Here is a 21,331-nt window from a genome sequence, read left to right on the forward strand (position 1 = left end):
GGATTGGTGTTAAAAAACCAAACTACATATTGTGTTTTTGTTTTTGTTCTGCTATAATGATATTTATCAAAGACCGCTTATCAGATTTCTGATAAAAGGCACTATGCCAAAAAACAGGGCAGGAAAGTGGAAAGGAGTTTAGTCTTTATGATCCAGGTAGTAAAGAGAAATGGGGAAAATGCTGAATTCAGTCTGAATAAAATCACGGAAGCGATTAAAAAAGCATTTAAGGCCACCCAGAAGGAGTATAACAATGAAATACTGGAACTGCTGTCTCTTCGTGTAACCGCTGATTTCCAGGATAAGATGTCGGGGGGAGAAGTCACGGTAGAGCAGATCCAGGACAGTGTGGAGCACGTCCTTGAGCAGGCGGGATATACGGATGTGGCAAAGGCCTATATTTTATATAGAAAACAAAGAGAAAAAATACGGAATATGAAGGATACCATCCTGGATTACAAGGCTGTGGTGAACAGCTATGTAAAGGTGGAAGACTGGCGGGTCAAGGAAAACTCCACTGTCACCTATTCCGTGGGAGGGCTGATATTAAGCAACTCCGGAGCTGTTACGGCAAATTACTGGCTGTCTGAAATTTATGACCAGGAGATTGCCAATGCCCACAGGAATGCAGACGTACATATTCACGATTTATCCATGCTGACCGGGTACTGCGCAGGCTGGTCTTTAAAACAGCTTCTTTTAGAAGGACTTGGGGGAATACCGGGAAAGATCACTTCCTCTCCTGCAAAACATTTATCCGTGCTTTGCAACCAGATGGTCAATTTTCTGGGGATCATGCAGAATGAATGGGCAGGTGCCCAGGCATTTTCTTCCTTTGACACCTATCTGGCTCCATTTGTAAAGGCCGATCATTTGTCCTACCGGGAAGTGAAGAAATGCATTGAATCCTTTATCTTTGGAGTGAATACACCCAGCCGCTGGGGAACCCAGGCTCCATTTTCCAACATCACCCTGGACTGGACCGTACCAGCCGATATGGCAGAGCTGAATGCCATTGTTGGAGGAAAAGAAGCTGACTTTAAGTATAAGGACTGTAAGTCTGAGATGGATATGATCAATAAGGCCTTTATTGAAACCATGATAGAGGGAGACGCCAATGGGCGGGGCTTCCAGTATCCCATTCCCACCTACTCTATAACCAGGGATTTTGACTGGTCTGATACAGAGAATAACCGGCTGCTGTTTGAAATGACCTCCAAATACGGAACTCCTTACTTTTCAAACTATATTAACAGCGATATGGAACCAAGCGATGTGAGGAGCATGTGCTGCCGTCTGAGGCTGGATTTAAGAGAGCTCAGGAGAAAGACCGGAGGATTCTTCGGCTCCGGTGAAAGCACCGGTTCCGTGGGCGTTGTGACCATCAATATGCCAAGGATCGCTTACCTTTCCAAGAACGAAGCGGATTTTTACACCCGCCTGGATCATATGATGGATATTTCGGCCCGGTCCTTAAAAACCAAGAGAGAAGTCATAACAAAGCTTTTGAATCAGGGGCTGTATCCTTATACGAAACGGTATCTGGGCAGCTTTGAAAATCATTTTTCCACCATCGGCTTAATCGGAATGAACGAGGTGGGCTTAAATGCCAGATGGCTGGGAGAAGATTTAACAAGTGAAAGGACCCAGCAGTTTACAAAGAATGTGCTAAATCACATGAGGGAAAGGCTGTCAGATTATCAGGAGGCCTATGGCGACCTTTATAATCTGGAGGCGACTCCGGCAGAATCCACCACATACCGTTTGGCAAAGCATGATAAAAAGCATTACCCCCAGATTATAACAGCAGGCAAACCGGGAGATACCCCTTATTATACCAACAGTTCTCATTTGCCTGTGGACTATACGACGGATGTGTTTGACGCTCTTGATATCCAGGATGAGCTGCAGACCCTTTACACTTCAGGAACCGTGTTCCATGCATTTCTTGGCGAAAAGCTTCCTGACTGGGAAGCAGCCGCAAAGCTGGTTCACACTATCGCTGAGAATTTTAAACTTCCTTACTATACATTGTCCCCCACTTACTCCATTTGTGCAGAACACGGATACCTTTCCGGTGAGCACAAGGTTTGCCCGGTCTGCGGAAAAAAAGCTGAGGTATACAGCCGGATCACCGGTTATTACCGTCCGGTACAAAACTGGAATGAAGGAAAGACCCAGGAATACAAAAACCGTACCGTCTACGATCCCGGCCGCTCTGTGCTGAAAAAAGGAGCTGTTGGGGAAATCAGGGATAAGATGACGGTGAAAAAGGCAGAGATATCGGCAGGAACCTATCTTTTTACAACAAAAACCTGCCCCAATTGCCGGATGGCAAAGCAGTTTTTACAGAATATGGATTATGAGGTGGTAGATGCAGAAGAAAATGCAGAGCTTGCCACAAGGTTTGGAATTATGCAGGCCCCTACCCTGGTGGTTATAAAGAACGGCCAGATTCAGAAAATGACCAATGCCTCTGAAATCAGAAAGTTTGCGGAAAACACGGTCAGCTGAAAGAACTCTCTTTTACCCGGTCCGTCATTAAGATATGGTAGTCGTCAAAAAGATTCTATGCTATAATGGCATGGAATCTTTTGCCTTTTCATATAAAAGAGGGGTGCGGAATAAAAAATGACGGCTCTTTTTTGAAAAGATGACAGATAAAATGGACTGATGAGGAGTTTAAAGAGATGGGAAGAGAAAAGTTTTCATCCCGCCTGGGATTTATCCTGATTTCGGCTGGATGTGCTATTGGACTTGGAAATGTATGGCGTTTTCCTTATATTGTGGGACAATATGGAGGAGCAGCATTTGTTTTGATTTATGCTGTGTTTCTGCTTATTTTGGGACTGCCCATTGTGGTAATGGAATTTGCTGTGGGACGGGCCAGCCAGAAAAGCGTTGCCTTGTCCTATGATGTGCTGGAGCCTGAAGGAAGCAAATGGCATTATGCCAAGTACCTGGGAATGGCGGGAAATTACATTCTGATGATGTTTTATACCACGGTTTCCGGGTGGATGGTTTTGTATTTCTTCAAGATGGCAAAGGGGGATTTTGTTGGCCTTGACGCGGAAGGAGTAGCCGGGGAGTTTGGGAATATGCTGGCAAATCCTGTTGTCATGGGAATATTTATGATCCTCATGGTGGTGGGCTGCTTTTCTATTTGTGCAAAAGGGCTTCAGGGCGGTGTGGAAAAGATCACTAAATGGATGATGGTATGCCTTTTGGGCTTAATGGCAATACTGGCCGTTCATTCCATATTCATGGAAAACAGCAGGGCAGGGCTGGAATTTTACTTAAAGCCTGATTTCGGAAAGATCATGGAGGCTGGGATCGGGGAAGTCATATTTGCTGCAATGGGACAGGCCTTTTTTACCTTAAGCATTGGGATCGGAGCTCTTGCAATCTTTGGAAGCTACATTGGCAAGGAACACAGGCTGGCCGGCGAAGCCATCAGTGTGGCATTCTTAGACACTTTTGTGGCTTTTATGGCAGGACTTATTATTTTTCCTGCCTGCTTTGCGTTCCAGATTGAGCCGGGCCAGGGGCCAAAGCTGGTTTTTGTGACACTGCCCAACGTGTTCAATAACATGGCAGGAGGAAGGCTGATAGGAAGCCTGTTCTTTCTTTTTATGTCATTTGCGGCAATTTCCACGATAATTGCGGTTTTCCAGAATATCGTTTCTTTTGCCACGGATTTGACCGGCTGCACCATTAAAAAGGCTGTGTGGCTGAATGCGGCTGCCATTATCCTGTTATCCCTGCCCTGTGTGCTGGGCTTTAATGTATGGAGCGGCTTTATGCCCTTTGGGGAAGGAAGCAATGTGCTGGACTTAGAAGATTTTATTATCAGCAATAACCTGCTTCCCTTAGGAAGCCTGATCTATCTGGCTTTCTGCACCAGCAGATATGGCTGGGGATTTGAGAAATTCATGAAGGAAGCCAATGCGGGAAAGGGGATAAAATTTCCCCGATGGGCAAGGGCTTACGTGACGTACGTTCTTCCGGTCATTGTTCTTGCAATTTTTATCCAGGGCTATGCGGCTAAATTTTTCTAGACGGAAGGGATAGCTGTTTTTATAGATTTACGTGTGATCACCATTAAAGCAGAGGCCCGCAGGTTTTGACCTGCGGGCCTCTGTGCTGCTGTTTTTTCTTTTTTGCCCTGTTTTCTCATTTGCTTTTCAACGTTGGCAGTACTGCCGTCGAATGGAACAGAACTGAAATCCGCTTATTTTAAAAGGGCAGGGTGGAAGAAATGGACTTGAAAGGACAAATATGGTATATTATGTCATATAATGTAATATTTTCATGGCAGGATCCGTTTGCTGTGCAGGATCAAAGAAGGAATGGAAAAGAACGCCGATCACATATTGGAGGACATTGCAGATGGATAAACAGGATTTGAATTATAAAGAGTATGTAGAAATAGCCGAGGGAGTCTACTGGGTGGGATTTTTTGACGAAGGAGCAGGGCTTCACTGCAATCCTTATTTGATCGTGGACGGGGATGAGGCAGTTCTCATTGACAGCGGAAGCAGGGATGATTTCAGCACGGTCATGCTGAAGGTCATGCGCACGGGAATAAGCCCCGGTAAGATCAGGCGTCTCATATACCAGCATTATGATCCTGACTTGTGCGGCAACATTCCCCATATTGAAACTCTCATTAACAGTAAAGATTTAAAAATCATCTCCCATCATGAAAATAATATTTTCATCAATTATTATTCTATGAACACGCCCAAACAATGTATAGAAGAATTAGGCTTTCACTATGAATTTACAAGCGGCAGGCGCCTGGAATTTATCAGGACGCCTTATTCCCATTCGCCGGGCAGCTTCATTACTTATGATGTTAAGACTAAAATATTGTTCAGCAGCGATATTTTCGGAAGCTATGATCACAACTGGAATTTATTTGCATTGATCGGCAGCAGCTGCATGGACTGCACGCCCCAACAGGTCTGTCCCATTACTAAAAAAGTGTGCCAGATCAAGGGAATGGTAAATTTTCATCAGCGGATCATGCCGTCAAAAAAAGCACTCCGGTACGCCCTGGAACGAATCGAGAATCTTGATGTTTCCATGATCGCTCCCCAGCATGGAAGCATCCTTGATACCCCTGCCGCACAGAAAATCGTAATCAAGCGGCTGAAGGAACTGAACAACGTTGGGATCGACTATTTTCTAGAGGAGGAAGGAAATTGATGGGCACAGATGCAATCCTACTGGGAGAAAAAATTGTATTGGAAGAGTCAGATACTGATGAATATGTGAAGGCCATGCTGGATCATTTTGCAAAACAGGTGGATAACCAGATTCATACTGCCCTGGTATCGGAGATCATGGAGCGGTATGTGGACGTATCAAAGCAGCTGGAAATAAAGAGCAGGGAATTGGAGATAAGCGATGCCTCCCGCCGGGAAGCCCAGGAAATTGCATTAATAGGGAACTGGGAGCTGAACCTTTCCACAAAGCAGCTGTGGTGGTCAGATACCATGAACCGGATATTGGAAATAGACCGGTCAGCAGAGCCGGATCTGGCGCTGTATTTTCAAAAGGTCCATCCTGATGACAAGGAGCTGGTAAACCGGATTTTCCGTGACATGCAAAACGGCATGGTGCCTGCCGAGTACCGGTACAGGCTGCTCATGGAGGCGAACCGGATCAAGTGGGTACATATCCGGTTTGTGGCGTCAAAGGAATCTTATGGAAGGCCTTTCAAAGTTCATGGAACGATCCAGGACATCACCGGTGCTAAGGCCGTTGAGGAGAAGTTAGAGGAATATAACCACCATCTGGAAGATTTGGTCCAGAAAAAGGTGGAGGAGGTATCCGCTTCCCAGATGGCGACCATCCATGCACTGGTAAAGCTTTCGGAGTCAAGGGATGATGACACGGGGGAACATATTGTCAGGACGGCAAAGTACTGCCGGCTTCTGGCAGAAAAGCTTTGGGAAAAGGGCGTGTACCGAAAGGAAGCGGACCAGGCCTTTATTGACAACATTACCCAGGCCAGTCCTTTGCATGACATTGGAAAGGTGGGAATTCCGGATTCTATCCTGTTAAAACCAGGAAAATTAACGGCAAAGGAATTTGAAATCATGAAAACCCATGCCACCATTGGATACCAGACCTTAGCCAGCGTGGGAGAAAAGGATACGGAAAGCGAATTCATTGAGACAGGAAAAGAGATTACTCTCTGCCATCATGAAAAATGGGATGGAAGCGGATACCCAAAAGGGCTGAAAGGGGAAGAAATTCCATTATCTGCGCGGATCATGGCCCTTGCGGATGTGTATGATGCCCTGCGGTCAAAACGTGTGTATAAAGAAGGTTACTCCCATGAAAAGAGTTCAGAGATCATTACCCAGGGCAGGGGCAGCCACTTTGACCCTTTTCTGGTGGATCTTTTTCTGGAAAACCATTGTGCTTTTTGTGAAATATTTGACCGGAATTCAAAATGCAGGGAGTGATCAGGGAAACAGAAGAGGAGTACACCTGATCGGTCCCCAGACCTGTTGAGAGGATTAAAAAAGTTCGGGTTCTCCCATGCCGGGGAAGAAACACGAACTTTTTTCTGCCATAGTTTAAATTTCGTAATAGCTGGCCTGACCATCCAGCCTTTTTTGTTCTTCCACCAGATCTGCCAGGGTAATGCTGTCTACCACATCGGAGATAGCCTGATCCAGCTTTTTCCACACCATGAGAGTGGCACAGATCTGGGACCGGCTGCAGGGATTGACTTCATCTTCCAGACATGATACTGGAACCAGGCTTCCTTCTGCAAGCCGCAGGATCATGCCAACGGTATAGTCCGAAGGATCCTTTGTAAGATAATAACCACCCTGGGCGCCTCTTCTGCTTTTTACATACCCGGCTCTGCTTAAGATGGTGACAATCTGCTCTAAGTATTTATCAGATATTTCCTGACGTTCTGCCACCTGATTGATCTTTGTGCATTCACCCGGATGAAGTGCAAATTCAAGCATCATACGAAGAGCGTAGCGTCCCTTGGTAGAAAATTTCATGGCTGCAACTCTCCTTCCTAATTATTCTTATCTGTTTAGTAGGATATAAAAATATTGTACATGAATTCTCATAAAAAGTAAACCTTAAATTATCCGGCTTCCCAATTTCTGAAAATGGATGTATACTAATATTCATTGGGGAATTGGAAAAAGAAGGGAGGATATTTGTGAAAAAGAATCGAGGTACAAACCAGATCATCATGACTGAAGGGGTAATCTGGAAGCAGCTCCTGGCTTTTTCCCTGCCTCTTCTGGCCGGAAACCTGTTTCAGCAGCTTTATAATACGGTGGATTCCGTGGTGGTGGGCAATTTTATCGGAAGCGACGCCCTGGCTGCCGTAGGCTCAAGCAATTCCCTGATCAATCTGATCATTGGCATGTTTATGGGAATCGGTACAGGAGCGGGAGTCATTATATCCCAGTATTATGGGGCAAGGGATGGGAGAAAGTTACACTGGGCGGTTCACACCAGTATGGCATTGAGCCTGGTTGGAGGTGTGCTTCTGATCGTTGTGGGACTGATCATGTCGCCTCTGATCTTAACCTGGATGGGAACGCCGGAAGGGGTCATGCCCAGTTCCGTGGCGTATTTAAGAATATTTTTCTGCGGATCCCTGTTTAATCTCGTTTACAATATGGGAGCCGGTATCTTAAGGGCGGTAGGAGATGCCAAACGTCCTCTTTATTATCTAATAGTGTCCTCTGTGGTAAACATTGTCCTGGATCTTGTTTTTGTGGTTGCCTTTGGCATGGGAACAGAAGGTGTGGGATATGCGACGGTCATTGCACAGGCAGTATCTTCCGTGCTGATTGTCCGGGCCTTAATTAAAACAGATGATATTTACCAGCTGGTTCCGCAAAAGATCCGGATAGACAAGAGGATGATGGTCCGCATTTTAAAGCTTGGCATTCCCAGCGGAATCCAGCAATCCATTATTTCCCTGTCCAATGTTATTGTTCAGGCGAACGTCAACAGCTATGGCGCCGCTGCGATGGCAGGTTTCGGCGCTTACAGTAAAGTCGATGGATTTGCCATGCTCCCCCTCCAAAGCTTCTGTATGGCTGCTACCACCTTTACAGGGCAGAACATCGGGGCAAGGAAGCCGAAGCGGGTAAAACAGGGAATGTTTCAGGGTATTGCCATTAGTATGGCTTATACGGCAATCATATCAATCATTTTGTATTTAAATGCAAAGCATATCCTTAAGATCTTTTCACCGGATCAGGATGTCATTTCCTATGGGTATTCCACCATGCTCATACTCCTTCCGTTTTACTGGACTTTAGCCATTCATCAGATTTTAATGGGCAGTATACGGGGCAGCGGGCGGACTATGGTTTCCATGCTCATCGGTGTGGGAAACATGTGTATTCTGCGCATGATCTACATCAATCTGCTGGTACCATTTTTCCCCAGTTTTGGAGCAGTCATGTGGTGTTATCCTATAACATGGATCACTACCATGCTCATGGACTGCATTTACAGCTTAAAAGCCAGGTGGATACCAAAGGACACCGATCAATAGATAGGAGATAAAAGAGATGAAACACGGATATATCCGGGTTGCCGCGGCAACCCCTGATGTAAAAGTAGCAGACCCGGAATTTAACAGGGAACGGATCTGTGAACAGATAAAAGAAGGAATTGAAAATCATGTAAAGCTCATGGTGTTTCCGGAGCTTTGCCTGACCGCCTATACCTGCGGCGATTTATTCGGACAGGATGCCCTGTTAAAAAAGGCAAAAAAAGAGCTGAAAGAGATCTTAAAAGCAACAAGGGGCCATGATCTTCTCTGTTTTATCGGCATGCCCTGGGAACAGGGCGGAAAGCTTTATAATACTGCTGTGGCCCTTCAGAACGGAAAAATCCTTGGGATCGTGCCAAAGACATGTCTGCCCAATTATTCGGAATTTTACGAGCTGCGGTATTTCCAGCCGGGGAACGAAATTCCGGTGATGGTAAAATGGGAGGAGACTCAAATTCCCATGGGAGCCAATCTTCTTTTTGCATGTGAGACCATTCCCCAGCTTATTGTGGCAGCTGAGGTGTGTGAGGATGCGTGGGTTCCCGATCCGCCGTCCATCCGCCATGCCATTGCAGGAGCCACGGTGATCGCAAACTGCTCTGCCAGTGATGAGACCACGGGAAAGGATATTTACCGGAGAAGTCTTATTACGGGCCATTCCGCCAGTCTGGTATGCGGCTACATCTATGCCAATGCAGGAGAGGGAGAATCTACTCAGGATTTAGTGTTCGGAGGCCAGAATCTGATCACGGAAAACGGTTCCCTCCTTGCGGAATCCAAACGCTTTGGAAATGAAACCGTATACGGGGACATGGACTTAGAACGGCTGGTTCATGAAAGACGCCGGATGACCACCTTTCCTGCGGCCAACCACAAAGATTATATGGTGATTCCCTTCCAAATGAAGAAAGAAGAACTGGAGTTAAAACGATTCATTGATCCAAGGCCGTTTGTCCCGGACAATGAGGAGGAAAGAAACCGAAGGTGTGAGGAGATCCTCTCCATCCAGGCCATGGGATTAAAAAAGAGGCTTGCCCATACCGGCTGTAAGCATGCGGTTGTGGGAATTTCCGGGGGGCTTGATTCCACGCTGGCCCTTCTTGTGACGGTCCGTGCCTTTGATATGCTGGAGATCCCAAGGGAGCAGATCCATGGGGTGACCATGCCCTGCTTTGGAACAACAGACCGGACGTATCAGAACGCCTGCACCCTGACTAAGACCCTTGGAGCAGAGCTTACAGAGGTGAACATCAGGGAAGCCGTAACTCTTCATTTCCGGGATATCGGACAGGACAGCGATGTTCACGATATAACCTATGAAAATTCCCAGGCAAGAGAGAGAACCCAGGTACTGATGGATATGGCAAACCGGTTAAACGGAATGGTCATTGGAACAGGGGACATGTCTGAGCTGGCTCTTGGCTGGGCCACCTATAACGGGGACCATATGTCCATGTACGGAGTCAATGCTTCGGTACCAAAGACACTGGTCCGCCATTTAGTCCGCTATTATGCGGACACCTGCGGGGAAGAGGCCTTAAGCAGTGTGCTGTTTGATGTTCTGGATACGCCTGTAAGTCCGGAGCTTCTTCCGCCAAAGGGAGGGGAGATTGCCCAGAAAACAGAGGATCTTGTAGGGCCATATGAGCTTCATGATTTCTTCCTTTACCAGATTTTAAGGTTTGGCTGCAGGCCGGAAAAGGTTTACCGCATGGCGGTTTATGCTTTTTCAGGACATTATGAGAAAGAAGTCATTTTAAAATGGTTAAAGGTATTTTACCGCAGATTTTTCAGCCAGCAGTTTAAGCGTTCCTGCATGCCGGACGGGCCCAAGGTGGGTTCCGTTGCAGTTTCCCCCAGAGGAGATTTGCGCATGCCAAGCGATGCTGTGAGCCGCCTGTGGCTTGAAGAACTGGAAAACTTATAAAAGAGAGGTACGTTATGATAACCAGCAGCGCCAATGCAAGGGTAAAGCATGTAATGAACTTATCAAAGAAGGCCAAAGCCAGAAAGACAAGCGGCCTCTTTGTGGCGGAAGGCCTTCGCATGTTTAAGGAAATTCCGGCGGACAGGATTGACAGCCTCTTTGTATCGGAAGGGTTTTTAAGGGATGAAGCCCATAAAAAGCTTTTGTCCGGAATGAAATACGAAGTTGTTTCGGAAGATGTGTTTAAGATCATGTCAGATACCCAGACGCCTCAGGGGATTTTAGCCCTTGTCAGACAGTATGACTACAGGGCAGAGGATTTGCTGGCAGCTCCCGGCCCTGCCTTTTTGATGGTTCTGGAAAACATCCAGGATCCGGGCAATCTTGGAACGATTTTAAGGGCAGGAGAAGGAGCCGGGGTCACCGGCGTGCTCATGAGCGATGCCACGGCAGACATTTATAACCCGAAGGTTATCAGGTCCACCATGGGCTCCATCTTCCGCGTTCCCTTTGCATATACGGAAGATCTTCCCGCCTCTTTAAAGGCTTTAAAAGCCGGTGGGATCAGACTGTATGCGGCACATTTAAATGGCAGGAATAATTATGAAAAAGAGGATTATACTGTTGATACAGGGTTTTTAGTGGGAAACGAAGCAAACGGTCTGACAGAGGGGACGGCAGTCCTGGCGGATGCCTATGTGAAGATCCCCATGAAAGGAAAGGTGGAGTCTTTAAACGCGGCAGTGGCGGCTTCTGTGCTGATGTTTGAAGCTGCCAGACAGCGGCGGATATAATCGTCAGAAAATTGTAAGGCTTTTTACAGGCTGAAATGTTGAGAAATACTGGAACATATAGTATGATAGTAGTAGTGAAGCCATGCGCTTTTTTGAAATATGTTCTATTTGCCGGATTATAAACGGCATGGAGGAACTGTAACGTATGTCAACGGATAGATTTGCCGGGCAGCTTTGCCTATAATGGCAGGGAAGGGGAATGATGAGATGGCAGCAGTCTATTGGCTTATTGCATTTGTAGTGCTTCTGGGAATTGAAGCTATGACCATGGCTCTGACGACCATATGGTTTGCGGGAGGAGCACTGGTTGCATTTGTGCTGGCACTGTTTGGAATCAATATCCAGGTGCAGCTGGCGGTATTTGTAATTGTATCCTTTGTTCTTTTGTTTTTTACCAGGCCTTTTGCCTTAAAGTATGTAAACCGGAACACGGTAAAAACCAATATGGATAGTCTGATCGGAAAAAGTGCCAGAGTCACGGCCACGATCAACAACACAGAGGGAAAAGGTGCTGCGGTCTTAAACGGCCAGGAATGGACGGCCAGAGCACTGGAAGATGACAGGATATATCCGGTGGGCACTATGGTTGAAGTGAAAGAAATCAGAGGCGTAAAATTAATTGTGAGTGAGAATCAGGAGGAAGCATAGTATGGGAGCAATTGGATTTTCAGCGGTCATTATTATATTAATTGTTATTCTGGCATTATTGTCATCTTGTATCAGGATCGTTCCCCAGGCACAGGCCCTGGTTGTAGAGCGTTTGGGAGCGTTTTTGGAAACATGGTCCGTGGGTGTTCATATTAAGATGCCTCTCCTTGACCGGGTGGCTAAAAGAGTCAATTTAAAAGAGCAGGTGGCGGATTTCCCGCCTCAGCCGGTTATCACCAAGGATAACGTTACCATGAGAATCGATACGGTCGTATTTTTCCAGATTACAGACCCGAAGCTTTATGCTTACGGTGTGGAAAATCCCATCATGGCTATTGAGAATCTGACGGCTACGACCCTGCGTAATATCATCGGTGATTTAGAGCTGGATCAGACACTGACCTCAAGAGAGACGATCAACGCGAAGATGAGAGAGACCCTTGATATTGCCACTGACCCGTGGGGAATCAAGGTAAACCGTGTAGAGCTTAAGAACATCATGCCTCCGGCAGCGATTCAGGATGCCATGGAGAAGCAGATGAAGGCAGAGCGTGAGCGCCGTGAAGCCATCTTAAGGGCGGAAGGAGAGAAGAAATCCACCGTTCTTGTGGCAGAAGGAAAGAAAGAATCCGCCATTCTTGACGCGGAAGCTGAAAAGCAGGCGGCAATCCTTCGCGCAGAGGCAGAGAAAGAAAAACGGATCCGTGAGGCAGAAGGCCAGGCGGAAGCAATCTTAAAGATTCAGCAGGCCAATGCGGATGGAATCCGTATGATCAAGGAAGCCGGTGCGGACCATTCGGTTTTAGTTATTAAGAGCCTGGAGGCATTTAAGGCGGTTGCTGACGGCAAGGCGACCAAGATTATTATTCCTTCCGAGATTCAGAGTATGGCCGGGCTGGTTTCTTCCATTACGGAGATCTCCAAGAATCCGGAGGAATAATTTCCTTAAGCTATCAATATACCGCAGCAGGGGGCAGATGCCCTCTTGCTGCGTTTTTGGCATAATTTAAACGCAGGCTGCGAGGTAGCCTGCGTTAATGAGCAAGTAGCAAAGCGGATTGCGAATGTCCGCTTTACTCCCCATGAATCAGGCTTAGGAGGGGCTTATGGAACTGAAACTGGATTTAAACAGGGAGTATGGACTGGTGCTGGAAGGCGGAGGTGCCAAGGGGGCTTATCAGATCGGCGCATGGAAGGCTCTAAGAGAGGCTGGGGTAAAGATCAAGGGAGTTGCAGGTGTTTCCGTTGGATCTTTAAACGGGGCTCTCATTTGCATGGATGATCTGGAACGGGCGGAAAAGATATGGAAGAACATTGAGTATTCCCGGGTCATGGCGGTAAACGATGAGACCATAAAGGCGTTAAGGGAAAGGGATTTTAAGTCCTTAAATCTTCAGGAGCTGATAAGCAGCGGATTCCAGATCTTAAAGGATGGAGGGTTTGACATCACTCCTTTAAGAAATCTCATTGAAGAAGTGGTGGGAGATGAGGAAAAGATCAGAAACTCGGACAGAGAGCTTTATACCGTAACCTATTCGGTTTCTGACAGGAAAGAACTGGCTGAGGACATCAGAAACAGCGAAGCAGGAACCATCAAGGATATGCTACTTGCCAGTGCCTATTTTCTGGCTTTTAAAAATGAGAAGCTGGGAGGAAAGCGGTATATGGATGGAGGAGGAGTCAACAATGTTCCCATTAACGTGCTCCTGGATCACGGATATGAAGATATTATTGTGCTCCGCATCTACGGCCTTGGTCTTGATAAAGAGCGGGTCACGGAGATCCCGGAAGGGATCCGGGTTTACCACATCGCTCCAAGGCAGGATCTTGGGGGAATCCTGGAGTTTGATAAAAAACAGGCCAGAAAAAACATGACCTTGGGATATTTTGATGCAAAAAGGTTCTTATATGGCCTTTGCGGGCGTATTTATTATATTGATGCACCTAATACGGAACCTTATTACTTCGATAAAATGATGTCGGAACTTGAGTTTTTTAAAATATATATGCAGGACACATTAAATGAGGAGGGGATGGCGGCTCTGACGGGATACCGGGCATTTACGGAAAGGCTGTTTCCCAGGCTGGCAGGGGAGTTTAAGCTGAAGGAGGACTGGGATTACAAGGATATGTACCTGGGACTTTTGGAGGATATGGCAAAGCGCCTAAAGGTCAAACGCTTTCAAATATACACGGTGGATGAGCTGATGGGAGAGATCAGAAAGAAGTTCCGGTCCCTTGACAAGGGAAAGCCGTTACAGCAGGATGATAAGAAATAAAAAAAGTATTGCATAACTATACGTAATATACTATAATAATGTATAAAAATACAACCAGAAAAGCGGAGGATGCAATATGAACTTAAAAGGAAGAAATTTTATCACATTAAAGGATTACTCACCGGAAGAAATCGGATACTTGCTGGACTTAGCTGCCAGCTTAAAAGCCAAGAAAAAACAGGGGATCACAGGAACTTCCCTGAAAGGAAAAAATATTGCCCTTATTTTTGAAAAGCCATCCACCCGCACCAGATGTTCCTTTGTGGTTGCTGCAGTGGATGAGGGCGCCCACCCGGAGTATCTGGGTAAAGATGATATCCAGCTGGGACACAAGGAAAGCGTGGAAGATACGGCAAGAGTTTTGGGAAGGGTATTTGACGGGATCGAATTCCGCGGATTCAAGCATAAGACCGTGGAAGACTTGGCAAAATATGCAGGTGTTCCGGTATGGAACGGACTGACCGATGATTATCATCCGACACAGATCCTGGCAGATCTTCTCACCATGAAAGAACATTTCGGTTATCTGAAAGGACTTCGTTTCGTATATGCAGGGGATGGACGCAATAACATGGCCAACAGCCTGATGATCGGAATGAGCAAAATGGGCGTTCATTTTACCATCCTGGCACCTAAGAGCCTGTGGCCCAGGGAGGACCTGGTGGAATTATGCCAGGGTTATGCAAAGGAAAGCGGAAGTACCATCACGCTCACAGAGGATACGGATGCGGTTAAGGCTGCTGATACCATTTACACCGACGTGTGGTGTTCCATGGGAGAAGAGGACAAGGCTGCCCAGCGAATTGCTCTTTTAAAGCCTTATCAGGTAAATAAGGAGCTGATGGAAAAAACAGGTAAAGACACTACCATATTCATGCACTGCCTGCCGGCTGTCAAAGGGAATGAAGTGACAGAGGAGGTTTTTGAATCCGGTGCATCTGTGGTATTTGACGAAGCAGAAAACAGAATGCATACCATTAAGGCGGTAATGGTGGCAACGTTAGGAGAGTAGAACATGTATATACAGGAACGAGGAAGAAGTTTGAGAAATGCTTCCATGGTGGTGGATATCCTCCATATTGTGGTGGGAATCCTGATCGTAGTGCTGGCAGTCATATCATTTTTAAGTCCGGAAGACCATATGCTTTTGTTTCCGGCAATATTTTTCCTGGCCGGCGCGCTTAACCTGGTCAACGGAGTCTATAAAATCAGGCTCAGCGGAAGGGAAAAAAAGAAGAAGGCAGCGGGTATGGCGGTCCTTCTGTTCGGGATCCTTTTAACCGTCCTTACCGTGATCAGTGCGGTGAGCGTCTGGTGGGGGTGATGTCGTTGAAAACAGAGATCCTGAAGCTGCTTAAAGAAAGCGACGGCTACTTATCCGGGCAGGAGCTGTGCCAACGCTTCGGCGTTTCCAGGACTGCAATCTGGAAAGCCATTCGTCAGCTTGAAGAAGAAGGGTATGAAATTGAGGCGGTTAGAAATAAAGGGTACCATTTCATCGGTTCTTGTGATATAATGACGAAAACAGAGATAGAAAGCTGCATTAAAGGAACATTCGGCAGGAAGGTGGAATACCACGAGGCCATTGATTCCACCAATGTAAGAGCCAGGCGTCTGGCAGAGGAAGGAGCATCCAGTGGAACGTTAGTTGTGTCGGACTGCCAGAATGCAGGCAGGGGCAGAAGAGGGCGTACCTGGGTATCCCCTTCCGGAAAGAATATATTTATGAGCCTGATCTTAAGGCCGGACATTCTTCCTTCCTCGGCTTCCATGATAACGCTGGTGGCGGCCCTGGCGGTTTATGACGGGATAAAGAACGTGACAGGTCTTGCTGCAGGCATCAAGTGGCCTAACGACATTGTGGCAAACGGGAAAAAACTGTGCGGTATTTTGACGGAAATGAGCGCTGAACTGGAAGGGATCCACTATGTGGTAGTAGGGATCGGTATCAATGTCAATATGGAGGAATTTCCTGATGAGGTCAATCGGACGGCTACCTCCCTGCTCCTGGAAACAGGGGGAAAAGTGGGAAGAAGCAGGCTGATTGCCGCTATTATGGAGGCTTTTGAACAATATTATGAAGAATTTATCAGCCAGGGTGATTTATCCGGGCTGATAAGTGTCTATAATAAACATATGGCCAATGCAGGAAAAGAAGTGAAAGTCCTGGATAAGTCAGGTGATTATATTGGCAAGGCTCTGGGAATTAATGAAAAAGGAGAGCTTCTTGTGGAAGTGGAACCGGGAGAGGTAAGACATGTGATTTCTGGAGAGGTATCTGTCCGGGGAATCTATGGATATGTGTGATGAAGAACCATTCGCTTTACGATAAGTTACAGGCTTTAGAGCCAAAGGAAAAAGAACTGGATATAAGTGAGCGCTTAAGAGCCATGGAGCGCCCTCTTTTATCCTGGTACGGAGAGCACGCCAGGGCGTTACCCTGGCGGGACCGTCCGGAACCATACCGGGTGTGGATATCGGAGATCATGCTCCAGCAGACAAGAGTGGAGGCTGTAAAGCCTTATTTTGAGCATTTTATGGAGGCCTTGCCCGGAATCCGGGATCTGGCAGCAGTATCGGAAGACCGGTTGCTCAAACTCTGGGAAGGCCTGGGCTATTACAGCAGGGCAAAAAATTTAAAGAGAACAGCAGAGCTTCTTGTAGAGCAGTACGGCGGAGAGCTTCCGGCGTCCTACGAGGAGCTTAAAAAGCTTCCGGGGATCGGGTCCTATACCGCAGGGGCTATTTGCTCCATAGCCTTTGGAATCCCTGTTCCTGCAGTGGATGGCAATGTGTTACGGGTGGTTTCCAGGGTGACGGGCAGCAGGGAAGATATTTTAAAGCAGCAGGTCAAACGCCGTATGGAAGAAGACTTAAGGGCCGTCATGCCGGAAGGAGCAGCCAGTGCTTATAACCAGGGGCTTATTGAGATCGGAGCGATTGTCTGTGTGCCCAATGGGCAGCCCCTGTGCGGACAATGTCCCCTGGCTTCCATCTGCGTTGCCAGGAAAAAGGGGCTTACCGGTGAGATTCCGGTGAAAACACCTAAAAAGGCCCGCAGGGCAGAGGATAAGACGGTGATGCTTCTGTGGCAGAATGGGCGGATCGCCATTCGTAAGCGGGAAGACACCGGGCTTTTGGCTTCTCTTTACGAGTTCCCCAATATGGAGGGACACTTGGAAGAGGCGGCGCTGCTCACCCGGCTGGGAGTGAAGACAGCTGTAATAACATCCCTTCCTGCCGCAAAGCATGTGTTCAGCCATGTGGAATGGCATATGATAGGATTTCGCGTTGAACTTGAAGAACGGCCGGCCGGAGACTTTTTGTGGGTCACTGTAGAGGACTTAAAGAAAAATTATTCCCTGCCAGGTGCATTTAAAGCGTATACAAAATTGATCAGGTGATATAATGAAAAAGATTCTTTTTATATTTAATCCCCGTTCAGGGAAAGCTCAGATCAGGAATAAGCTGATGGATATCCTGGATATTTTTACAAAGGCAGGTTATGAACTGTCGGTCCATGTAACCCAGCGGTGCGGCGATGCAATGGAAGCTGCTGCGGCGTATGGAGGCAGCGCTGATCTGGTGGTGTGCAGCGGTGGAGACGGGACCTTAAATGAAACCATAAGCGGTCTTATGAAATTGGACCATTTCCCGGATTTAGGGTATATTCCCGCCGGTTCCACCAATGATTTTGCTTCCAGCTTAAAAATTTCCAAAAATATGGTAAGGGCAGCTGAATCGGCGGTTTACGGCGAACCCTTTCCCATTGATATCGGCTGTTTCTGCGAGGACAGGCATTTTGTATATATTGCAGCTTTCGGAGCTTTTACAGAGGTATCCTATTTAACTCCTCAGGATAAGAAGAATGTTCTGGGGCATCAGGCCTATATGCTGGAAGGCATGAAGAGCCTGGCTTCCATAAAGTCCTACGTGATGCGGGTTGAGTGTGAGGAACTGACTCTGGAAGGTGAGTTTATTTTCGGCATGATAACCAACACCATAAGCGTGGGAGGTTTTAAAGGGCTTGTGGCACAGGATGTAGCTCTTGACGACGGTGAGTTTGAAGTGCTGTTAATCCGAACGCCCAAGACGCCACTGGATCTGACCAACATCATTAACTACATGTTTCTGAAGGAAGAACCTAACGAATACGTCCATAAATTTCGGACAAGGTCTTTGAGAGTTCTCTCGGAAGAGCCTATTGACTGGGTATTAGATGGAGAATTCGGCGGGACCAGGAGGGAAGTTAATATCATAAATTTAAAGAAACAAATCCGGATTATGAGAAAAGTGACGAAAAAACAATAAAGCTGTTTTTTTGGAAGAAATATGTTGAAATATGTATTCCGGTAGTATATAATGAAAAGTTGTGTGAGCTTTATGTATACCTCTTAGCGAAAGGACGTTATTAAGTGGAAAAGGATAATTTTTTAGATAAGCTGGGAAAACTTGTCGAACTTGCAAAAACGAAGCACAATGCTTTGGATGTAACGGAGATTAATAACTTCTTTATGGGGGAAGAACTGACAACCGAGCAAATGGATCAGATTTATACGTACCTGGAGAATCGCGGCGTAGACGTGATTCCGGTCATTGATGATTCCGTTTTAACTGATGATGCGCTCATGTCAGACGACCTGCTTTTAGATGATGATCTTGATGACAGCTTTATAAAGGATGTAGATGAGGAAGATATAGATCTTGACGCCATTGACTTATTGGAGGGCATTGGAACGGAAGATCCTGTCCGCATGTACTTAAAGGAAATTGGCACGGTACCACTTTTGAACGCAGAGGAAGAACTGCGCCTTGCTAAGAGAAAAGCGGATGGTGATGATGATGCCAAAGAGCGCTTGATCGAAGCAAATCTGCGCCTTGTAGTCAGCATTGCAAAGCGCTACACAGGCCGCGGCATGAGTTTCCTTGATCTGGTTCAGGAAGGGAATTTAGGCCTTATTAAAGGTGTTGAAAAATTTGATTATACAAAAGGGTATAAATTAAGTACATATGCTACTTGGTGGATACGGCAGTCTGTAACCAGAGCTCTTGCAGATCAGGCCAGAACAATCCGTGTGCCTGTGCATATGGTTGAAACGATTAATAAAATGTCCAAGATGCAGAGAAAACTGACCCTTGAGCTTGGATACGAGCCGTCTGTGATTGAGCTGGCAGAAGCCCTTGACATGTCTGAGGACAAGGTCATGGAAATCATGCAGATAGCCAGAGAACCTGCATCCCTTGAAACGCCCATTGGTGAAGAGGATGATTCCAATTTGGGAGACTTTGTGGCCGATAACAATGTGGTGACTCCGGAAGGCAATGTGGAGTCCGTTATGCTGAGAGAACATATTGATGCTCTGCTTGGAGATTTAAAAGAGAGGGAGCGTCAGGTGATCGTGCTCAGGTTCGGACTGGAGGATGGCCATCCCCGAACACTGGAAGAAGTGGGAAAAGAGTTCAATGTTACCCGTGAGCGTATCAGGCAGATAGAAGCAAAAGCCCTTAGAAAGCTTAGAAATCCTGTCCGCAGCAAACGGATCAGGGATTTCCTATAGGAAACAGGAGGCGTGGCAGGCTACTGCAGACGCCTTTTTGTGATTGGAACGCAGCAGGCTGCATTCATGCCCGGTGAAGCGGGGCAAGGCCTCCCCGGCACTGTCGGGGACGCTGTGAGCAGGCAGCAGAACGGAGGGGCTGACCCTTGGTCATTGCCAATGTCCGCTTTGCAATAGCAGGGAAGGAGCTACCATGAACCAGAGGAATTATCAGAAGGAATTGGATCAGGTCATTGCAGGATTGGAGGAAGAGGGAAAGGTCCCCAGACTGCTTTTGCACAGTTGCTGTGCGCCGTGCAGCAGCTATGTGCTGGAATATTTGTCCCGCTATTTTGAAATAACCGTGTATTTCTATAATCCCAATATATACCCGCCGGAGGAATACAAAAGGCGGGTAAAAGAGCAGGAAAGGCTCATTTCGTCCATGCATTTTATCCATCCCGTTACCATGGAAACAGGGGCCTATGAGCCGGATGAATTTTACCGGATGGCAAGAGGCCTGGAACATGAACCGGAAGGCGGAAACAGGTGCTTTAAATGCTATGAGCTTCGCCTTCAGGAGGCGGCAAAGGTTGCTCAGGCCGGACGTTTTGACTACTTTACTACCACTCTCTCCATAAGCCCTTTAAAGAATGCAGGCAAGCTCAATGAGATCGGAGAGAAGCTGGCCAGGGAGTACCGGGTTGCTTATCTGCCTTCTGATTTTAAGAAAAAGAACGGATATAAGCGGTCTGTAGAGCTTTCTGGAGAGTACGGCCTTTACCGGCAGGATTACTGCGGCTGTGTCTATTCCCAGAAGGAAAGACAGGCTCTTTCCAAGACCTCCTAGGCAGGATATTTCCTTTGGAAAATATGCAAAAGACATATGGTTTGTCTTGACACAAATTGGATATTGTAATAGAATTAACTGCAAGGAGTATAAAAAAATTGAGGATAAAGGAGAAAATCTTATGTTATCAAAAACACTGACCGTAGTAAATCCATCCGGACTTCATTTAAGACCAGCAGGGGTGCTGTCACAAACAGCTATGAAATTTAAATCCGATGTAATCATCGAGCACGGAGAGAAGAGGATCGTGGCTAAAAGCGTGTTAAACGTTATGGCAGCCGGAATTAAGTGCGGAACAGAGATCAAATTGATCTGTGACGGCGAAGATGAGGCAGCTGCAATGAAGACCATGACAGAAGCAATTGAAAGCGGTCTTGGAGAGATGTAATTTCGTTTTTTATTTATGAAAGAAAATTGTATAAGCCCTGGGAAGATGATTCCCAGGGCTTTTTCTATGGAAAAAAAGCGTAATATAGGGCGCTGGCAGCAGAAAAGTTTTGAAAATGAATCGAAGACTTAACTATTAAAGGCTAGAACTTCAAAAAATTAGAAGTTTGTTCCAGGTTTTTTAATTGCCGGCTTAATTGTGTGATATCATGAGATAAAAAGCTGTTTACAGTTATAATTTTGAGAATATATTATTTGAAATACATTATAGTCGAATTATCTGACAATTGCCAAATAAAATTTATTTACAAGAGGGAAAAAATGTAGTATTATCAACTAAAATTTACTG

At 46.5% G+C, this 21,331-nt stretch carries 19 protein-coding genes; 18 read left to right on the top strand and 1 reads right to left on the bottom strand.

Features of this window, described 5'->3' with window-relative positions:
- The first annotated feature begins 147 nt into the window (after positions 1-147).
- From K401_RS0120595 to K401_RS31985, 4 genes are all read left to right on the top strand, one after another.
- Positions 148-2,514, top strand: coding sequence for a ribonucleoside triphosphate reductase (locus K401_RS0120595; RefSeq protein ID WP_024294733.1), 2,367 nt, complete (start codon positions 148-150; stop codon positions 2,512-2,514).
- Positions 2,515-2,690: 176 nt separating this feature from the next.
- Entirely contained in the window at positions 2,691-4,058 is a 1,368-nt protein-coding gene (locus tag K401_RS0120600; protein WP_024294734.1) for a sodium-dependent transporter, read from the top strand.
- A 331-nt stretch (positions 4,059-4,389) separates the two neighbouring features.
- Entirely contained in the window at positions 4,390-5,211 is an 822-nt protein-coding gene (locus K401_RS0120605) for an oxygen-binding di-iron domain-containing protein (protein WP_024294735.1), read from the top strand.
- Positions 5,211-6,479, top strand: coding sequence for an HD-GYP domain-containing protein (locus K401_RS31985; protein WP_024294736.1), 1,269 nt, complete (start codon positions 5,211-5,213; stop codon positions 6,477-6,479). Before K401_RS0120605 ends, K401_RS31985 begins: the two co-directional genes overlap by 1 nt.
- 114 nt (positions 6,480-6,593) lie before the next feature.
- On the opposite strand, the gene K401_RS0120615 is transcribed toward K401_RS31985, so the two are convergent.
- Positions 6,594-7,034, bottom strand: a complete 441-nt coding sequence (locus tag K401_RS0120615; RefSeq protein ID WP_024294737.1) for an RrF2 family transcriptional regulator — start codon at positions 7,032-7,034, stop codon at positions 6,594-6,596.
- Positions 7,035-7,201: 167 nt separating this feature from the next.
- Between K401_RS0120615 and K401_RS0120620 the strand changes: the two genes are divergently transcribed.
- The 14 genes from K401_RS0120620 to K401_RS0120690 all read left to right on the top strand — a co-directional run bounded on the left by K401_RS0120620 (position 7,202) and on the right by K401_RS0120690 (position 20,983).
- A complete protein-coding gene (locus K401_RS0120620; RefSeq protein WP_024294738.1) occupies positions 7,202-8,560 on the top strand; it encodes an MATE family efflux transporter in 1,359 nt (452 codons plus the stop codon).
- Between the two features lie 16 nt (positions 8,561-8,576).
- Positions 8,577-10,487, top strand: coding sequence for an NAD(+) synthase (locus tag K401_RS0120625; RefSeq protein WP_024294739.1), 1,911 nt, complete (start codon positions 8,577-8,579; stop codon positions 10,485-10,487).
- 14 nt (positions 10,488-10,501) lie between these two features.
- Positions 10,502-11,281: a TrmH family RNA methyltransferase gene (locus tag K401_RS0120630; protein WP_024294740.1), complete on the top strand. Its 780-nt coding sequence runs from the start codon at positions 10,502-10,504 to the stop codon at positions 11,279-11,281.
- Between the two features lie 207 nt (positions 11,282-11,488).
- Entirely contained in the window at positions 11,489-11,929 is a 441-nt protein-coding gene (locus tag K401_RS0120635) for an NfeD family protein (RefSeq protein WP_024294741.1), read from the top strand.
- A 1-nt stretch (position 11,930) separates the two neighbouring features.
- Positions 11,931-12,869 carry an SPFH domain-containing protein gene (locus K401_RS0120640; RefSeq protein WP_024294742.1) on the top strand — a complete coding sequence of 313 codons (939 nt, stop codon included), beginning with the start codon at positions 11,931-11,933 and terminating at the stop codon, positions 12,867-12,869.
- Between the two features lie 166 nt (positions 12,870-13,035).
- Positions 13,036-14,208 carry a patatin-like phospholipase family protein gene (locus K401_RS0120645; protein ID WP_024294743.1) on the top strand — a complete coding sequence of 391 codons (1,173 nt, stop codon included), beginning with the start codon at positions 13,036-13,038 and terminating at the stop codon, positions 14,206-14,208.
- 76 nt (positions 14,209-14,284) lie between these two features.
- On the top strand, positions 14,285-15,220 hold the full coding sequence (argF, locus tag K401_RS0120650; protein ID WP_024294744.1) for an ornithine carbamoyltransferase: 936 nt from the start codon (positions 14,285-14,287) through the stop codon (positions 15,218-15,220).
- Between the two features lie 3 nt (positions 15,221-15,223).
- Entirely contained in the window at positions 15,224-15,532 is a 309-nt protein-coding gene (locus K401_RS0120655; RefSeq protein WP_029695145.1) for a DUF6637 family protein, read from the top strand.
- Positions 15,533-15,537: 5 nt separating this feature from the next.
- Complete coding sequence (locus tag K401_RS0120660) at positions 15,538-16,515, top strand: biotin--[acetyl-CoA-carboxylase] ligase (protein ID WP_024294746.1); 978 nt, start codon at positions 15,538-15,540, stop codon at positions 16,513-16,515.
- On the top strand, positions 16,515-17,612 hold the full coding sequence (gene mutY / locus K401_RS0120665; RefSeq protein ID WP_024294747.1) for an A/G-specific adenine glycosylase: 1,098 nt from the start codon (positions 16,515-16,517) through the stop codon (positions 17,610-17,612). The genes K401_RS0120660 and mutY overlap by 1 nt, the downstream gene beginning before the upstream one ends.
- Positions 17,613-17,616: 4 nt before the next feature.
- The gene (locus K401_RS0120670) at positions 17,617-18,519 is read left to right on the top strand and encodes a diacylglycerol/lipid kinase family protein (protein WP_024294748.1); all 903 of its coding nucleotides are present in this window, start codon (positions 17,617-17,619) and stop codon (positions 18,517-18,519) included.
- A 104-nt stretch (positions 18,520-18,623) separates the two neighbouring features.
- Entirely contained in the window at positions 18,624-19,766 is a 1,143-nt protein-coding gene (gene rpoD / locus K401_RS0120675) for an RNA polymerase sigma factor RpoD (protein WP_024294749.1), read from the top strand.
- Positions 19,767-19,959: 193 nt separating this feature from the next.
- Positions 19,960-20,595 (top strand): epoxyqueuosine reductase QueH, encoded by a 636-nt coding sequence (locus K401_RS0120685; RefSeq protein WP_024294750.1) that lies wholly within the window; start codon positions 19,960-19,962, stop codon positions 20,593-20,595.
- Positions 20,596-20,716: 121 nt separating this feature from the next.
- Positions 20,717-20,983, top strand: coding sequence for an HPr family phosphocarrier protein (locus K401_RS0120690; protein ID WP_024294751.1), 267 nt, complete (start codon positions 20,717-20,719; stop codon positions 20,981-20,983).
- Positions 20,984-21,331: the final 348 nt, after the last annotated feature.

Source organism: Lacrimispora indolis DSM 755 (assembly GCF_000526995.1).
GTDB lineage: Bacteria > Bacillota > Clostridia > Lachnospirales > Lachnospiraceae > Lacrimispora > Lacrimispora indolis.

Bases quoted from the DNA above. Each gene is read 5' to 3' on its own strand.
- K401_RS0120595 (WP_024294733.1), top strand. From the start codon at position 148: ATGATCCAGGTAGTAAAGAGAAATGGGGAAAATGCTGAATTCAGTCTG.
- K401_RS0120600 (WP_024294734.1), top strand. From the start codon at position 2,691: ATGGGAAGAGAAAAGTTTTCATCCCGCCTGGGATTTATCCTGATTTCG.
- K401_RS0120605 (WP_024294735.1), top strand. From the start codon at position 4,390: ATGGATAAACAGGATTTGAATTATAAAGAGTATGTAGAAATAGCCGAG.
- K401_RS31985 (WP_024294736.1), top strand. From the start codon at position 5,211: ATGGGCACAGATGCAATCCTACTGGGAGAAAAAATTGTATTGGAAGAG.
- K401_RS0120615 (WP_024294737.1), bottom strand. From the start codon at position 7,034: ATGAAATTTTCTACCAAGGGACGCTACGCTCTTCGTATGATGCTTGAA.
- K401_RS0120625 (WP_024294739.1), top strand. From the start codon at position 8,577: ATGAAACACGGATATATCCGGGTTGCCGCGGCAACCCCTGATGTAAAA.
- K401_RS0120630 (WP_024294740.1), top strand. From the start codon at position 10,502: ATGATAACCAGCAGCGCCAATGCAAGGGTAAAGCATGTAATGAACTTA.
- K401_RS0120635 (WP_024294741.1), top strand. From the start codon at position 11,489: ATGGCAGCAGTCTATTGGCTTATTGCATTTGTAGTGCTTCTGGGAATT.
- K401_RS0120640 (WP_024294742.1), top strand. From the start codon at position 11,931: ATGGGAGCAATTGGATTTTCAGCGGTCATTATTATATTAATTGTTATT.
- K401_RS0120645 (WP_024294743.1), top strand. From the start codon at position 13,036: ATGGAACTGAAACTGGATTTAAACAGGGAGTATGGACTGGTGCTGGAA.
- argF (WP_024294744.1), top strand. From the start codon at position 14,285: ATGAACTTAAAAGGAAGAAATTTTATCACATTAAAGGATTACTCACCG.
- K401_RS0120655 (WP_029695145.1), top strand. From the start codon at position 15,224: ATGTATATACAGGAACGAGGAAGAAGTTTGAGAAATGCTTCCATGGTG.
- mutY (WP_024294747.1), top strand. From the start codon at position 16,515: ATGAAGAACCATTCGCTTTACGATAAGTTACAGGCTTTAGAGCCAAAG.
- K401_RS0120670 (WP_024294748.1), top strand. From the start codon at position 17,617: ATGAAAAAGATTCTTTTTATATTTAATCCCCGTTCAGGGAAAGCTCAG.
- K401_RS0120685 (WP_024294750.1), top strand. From the start codon at position 19,960: ATGAACCAGAGGAATTATCAGAAGGAATTGGATCAGGTCATTGCAGGA.
- K401_RS0120690 (WP_024294751.1), top strand. From the start codon at position 20,717: ATGTTATCAAAAACACTGACCGTAGTAAATCCATCCGGACTTCATTTA.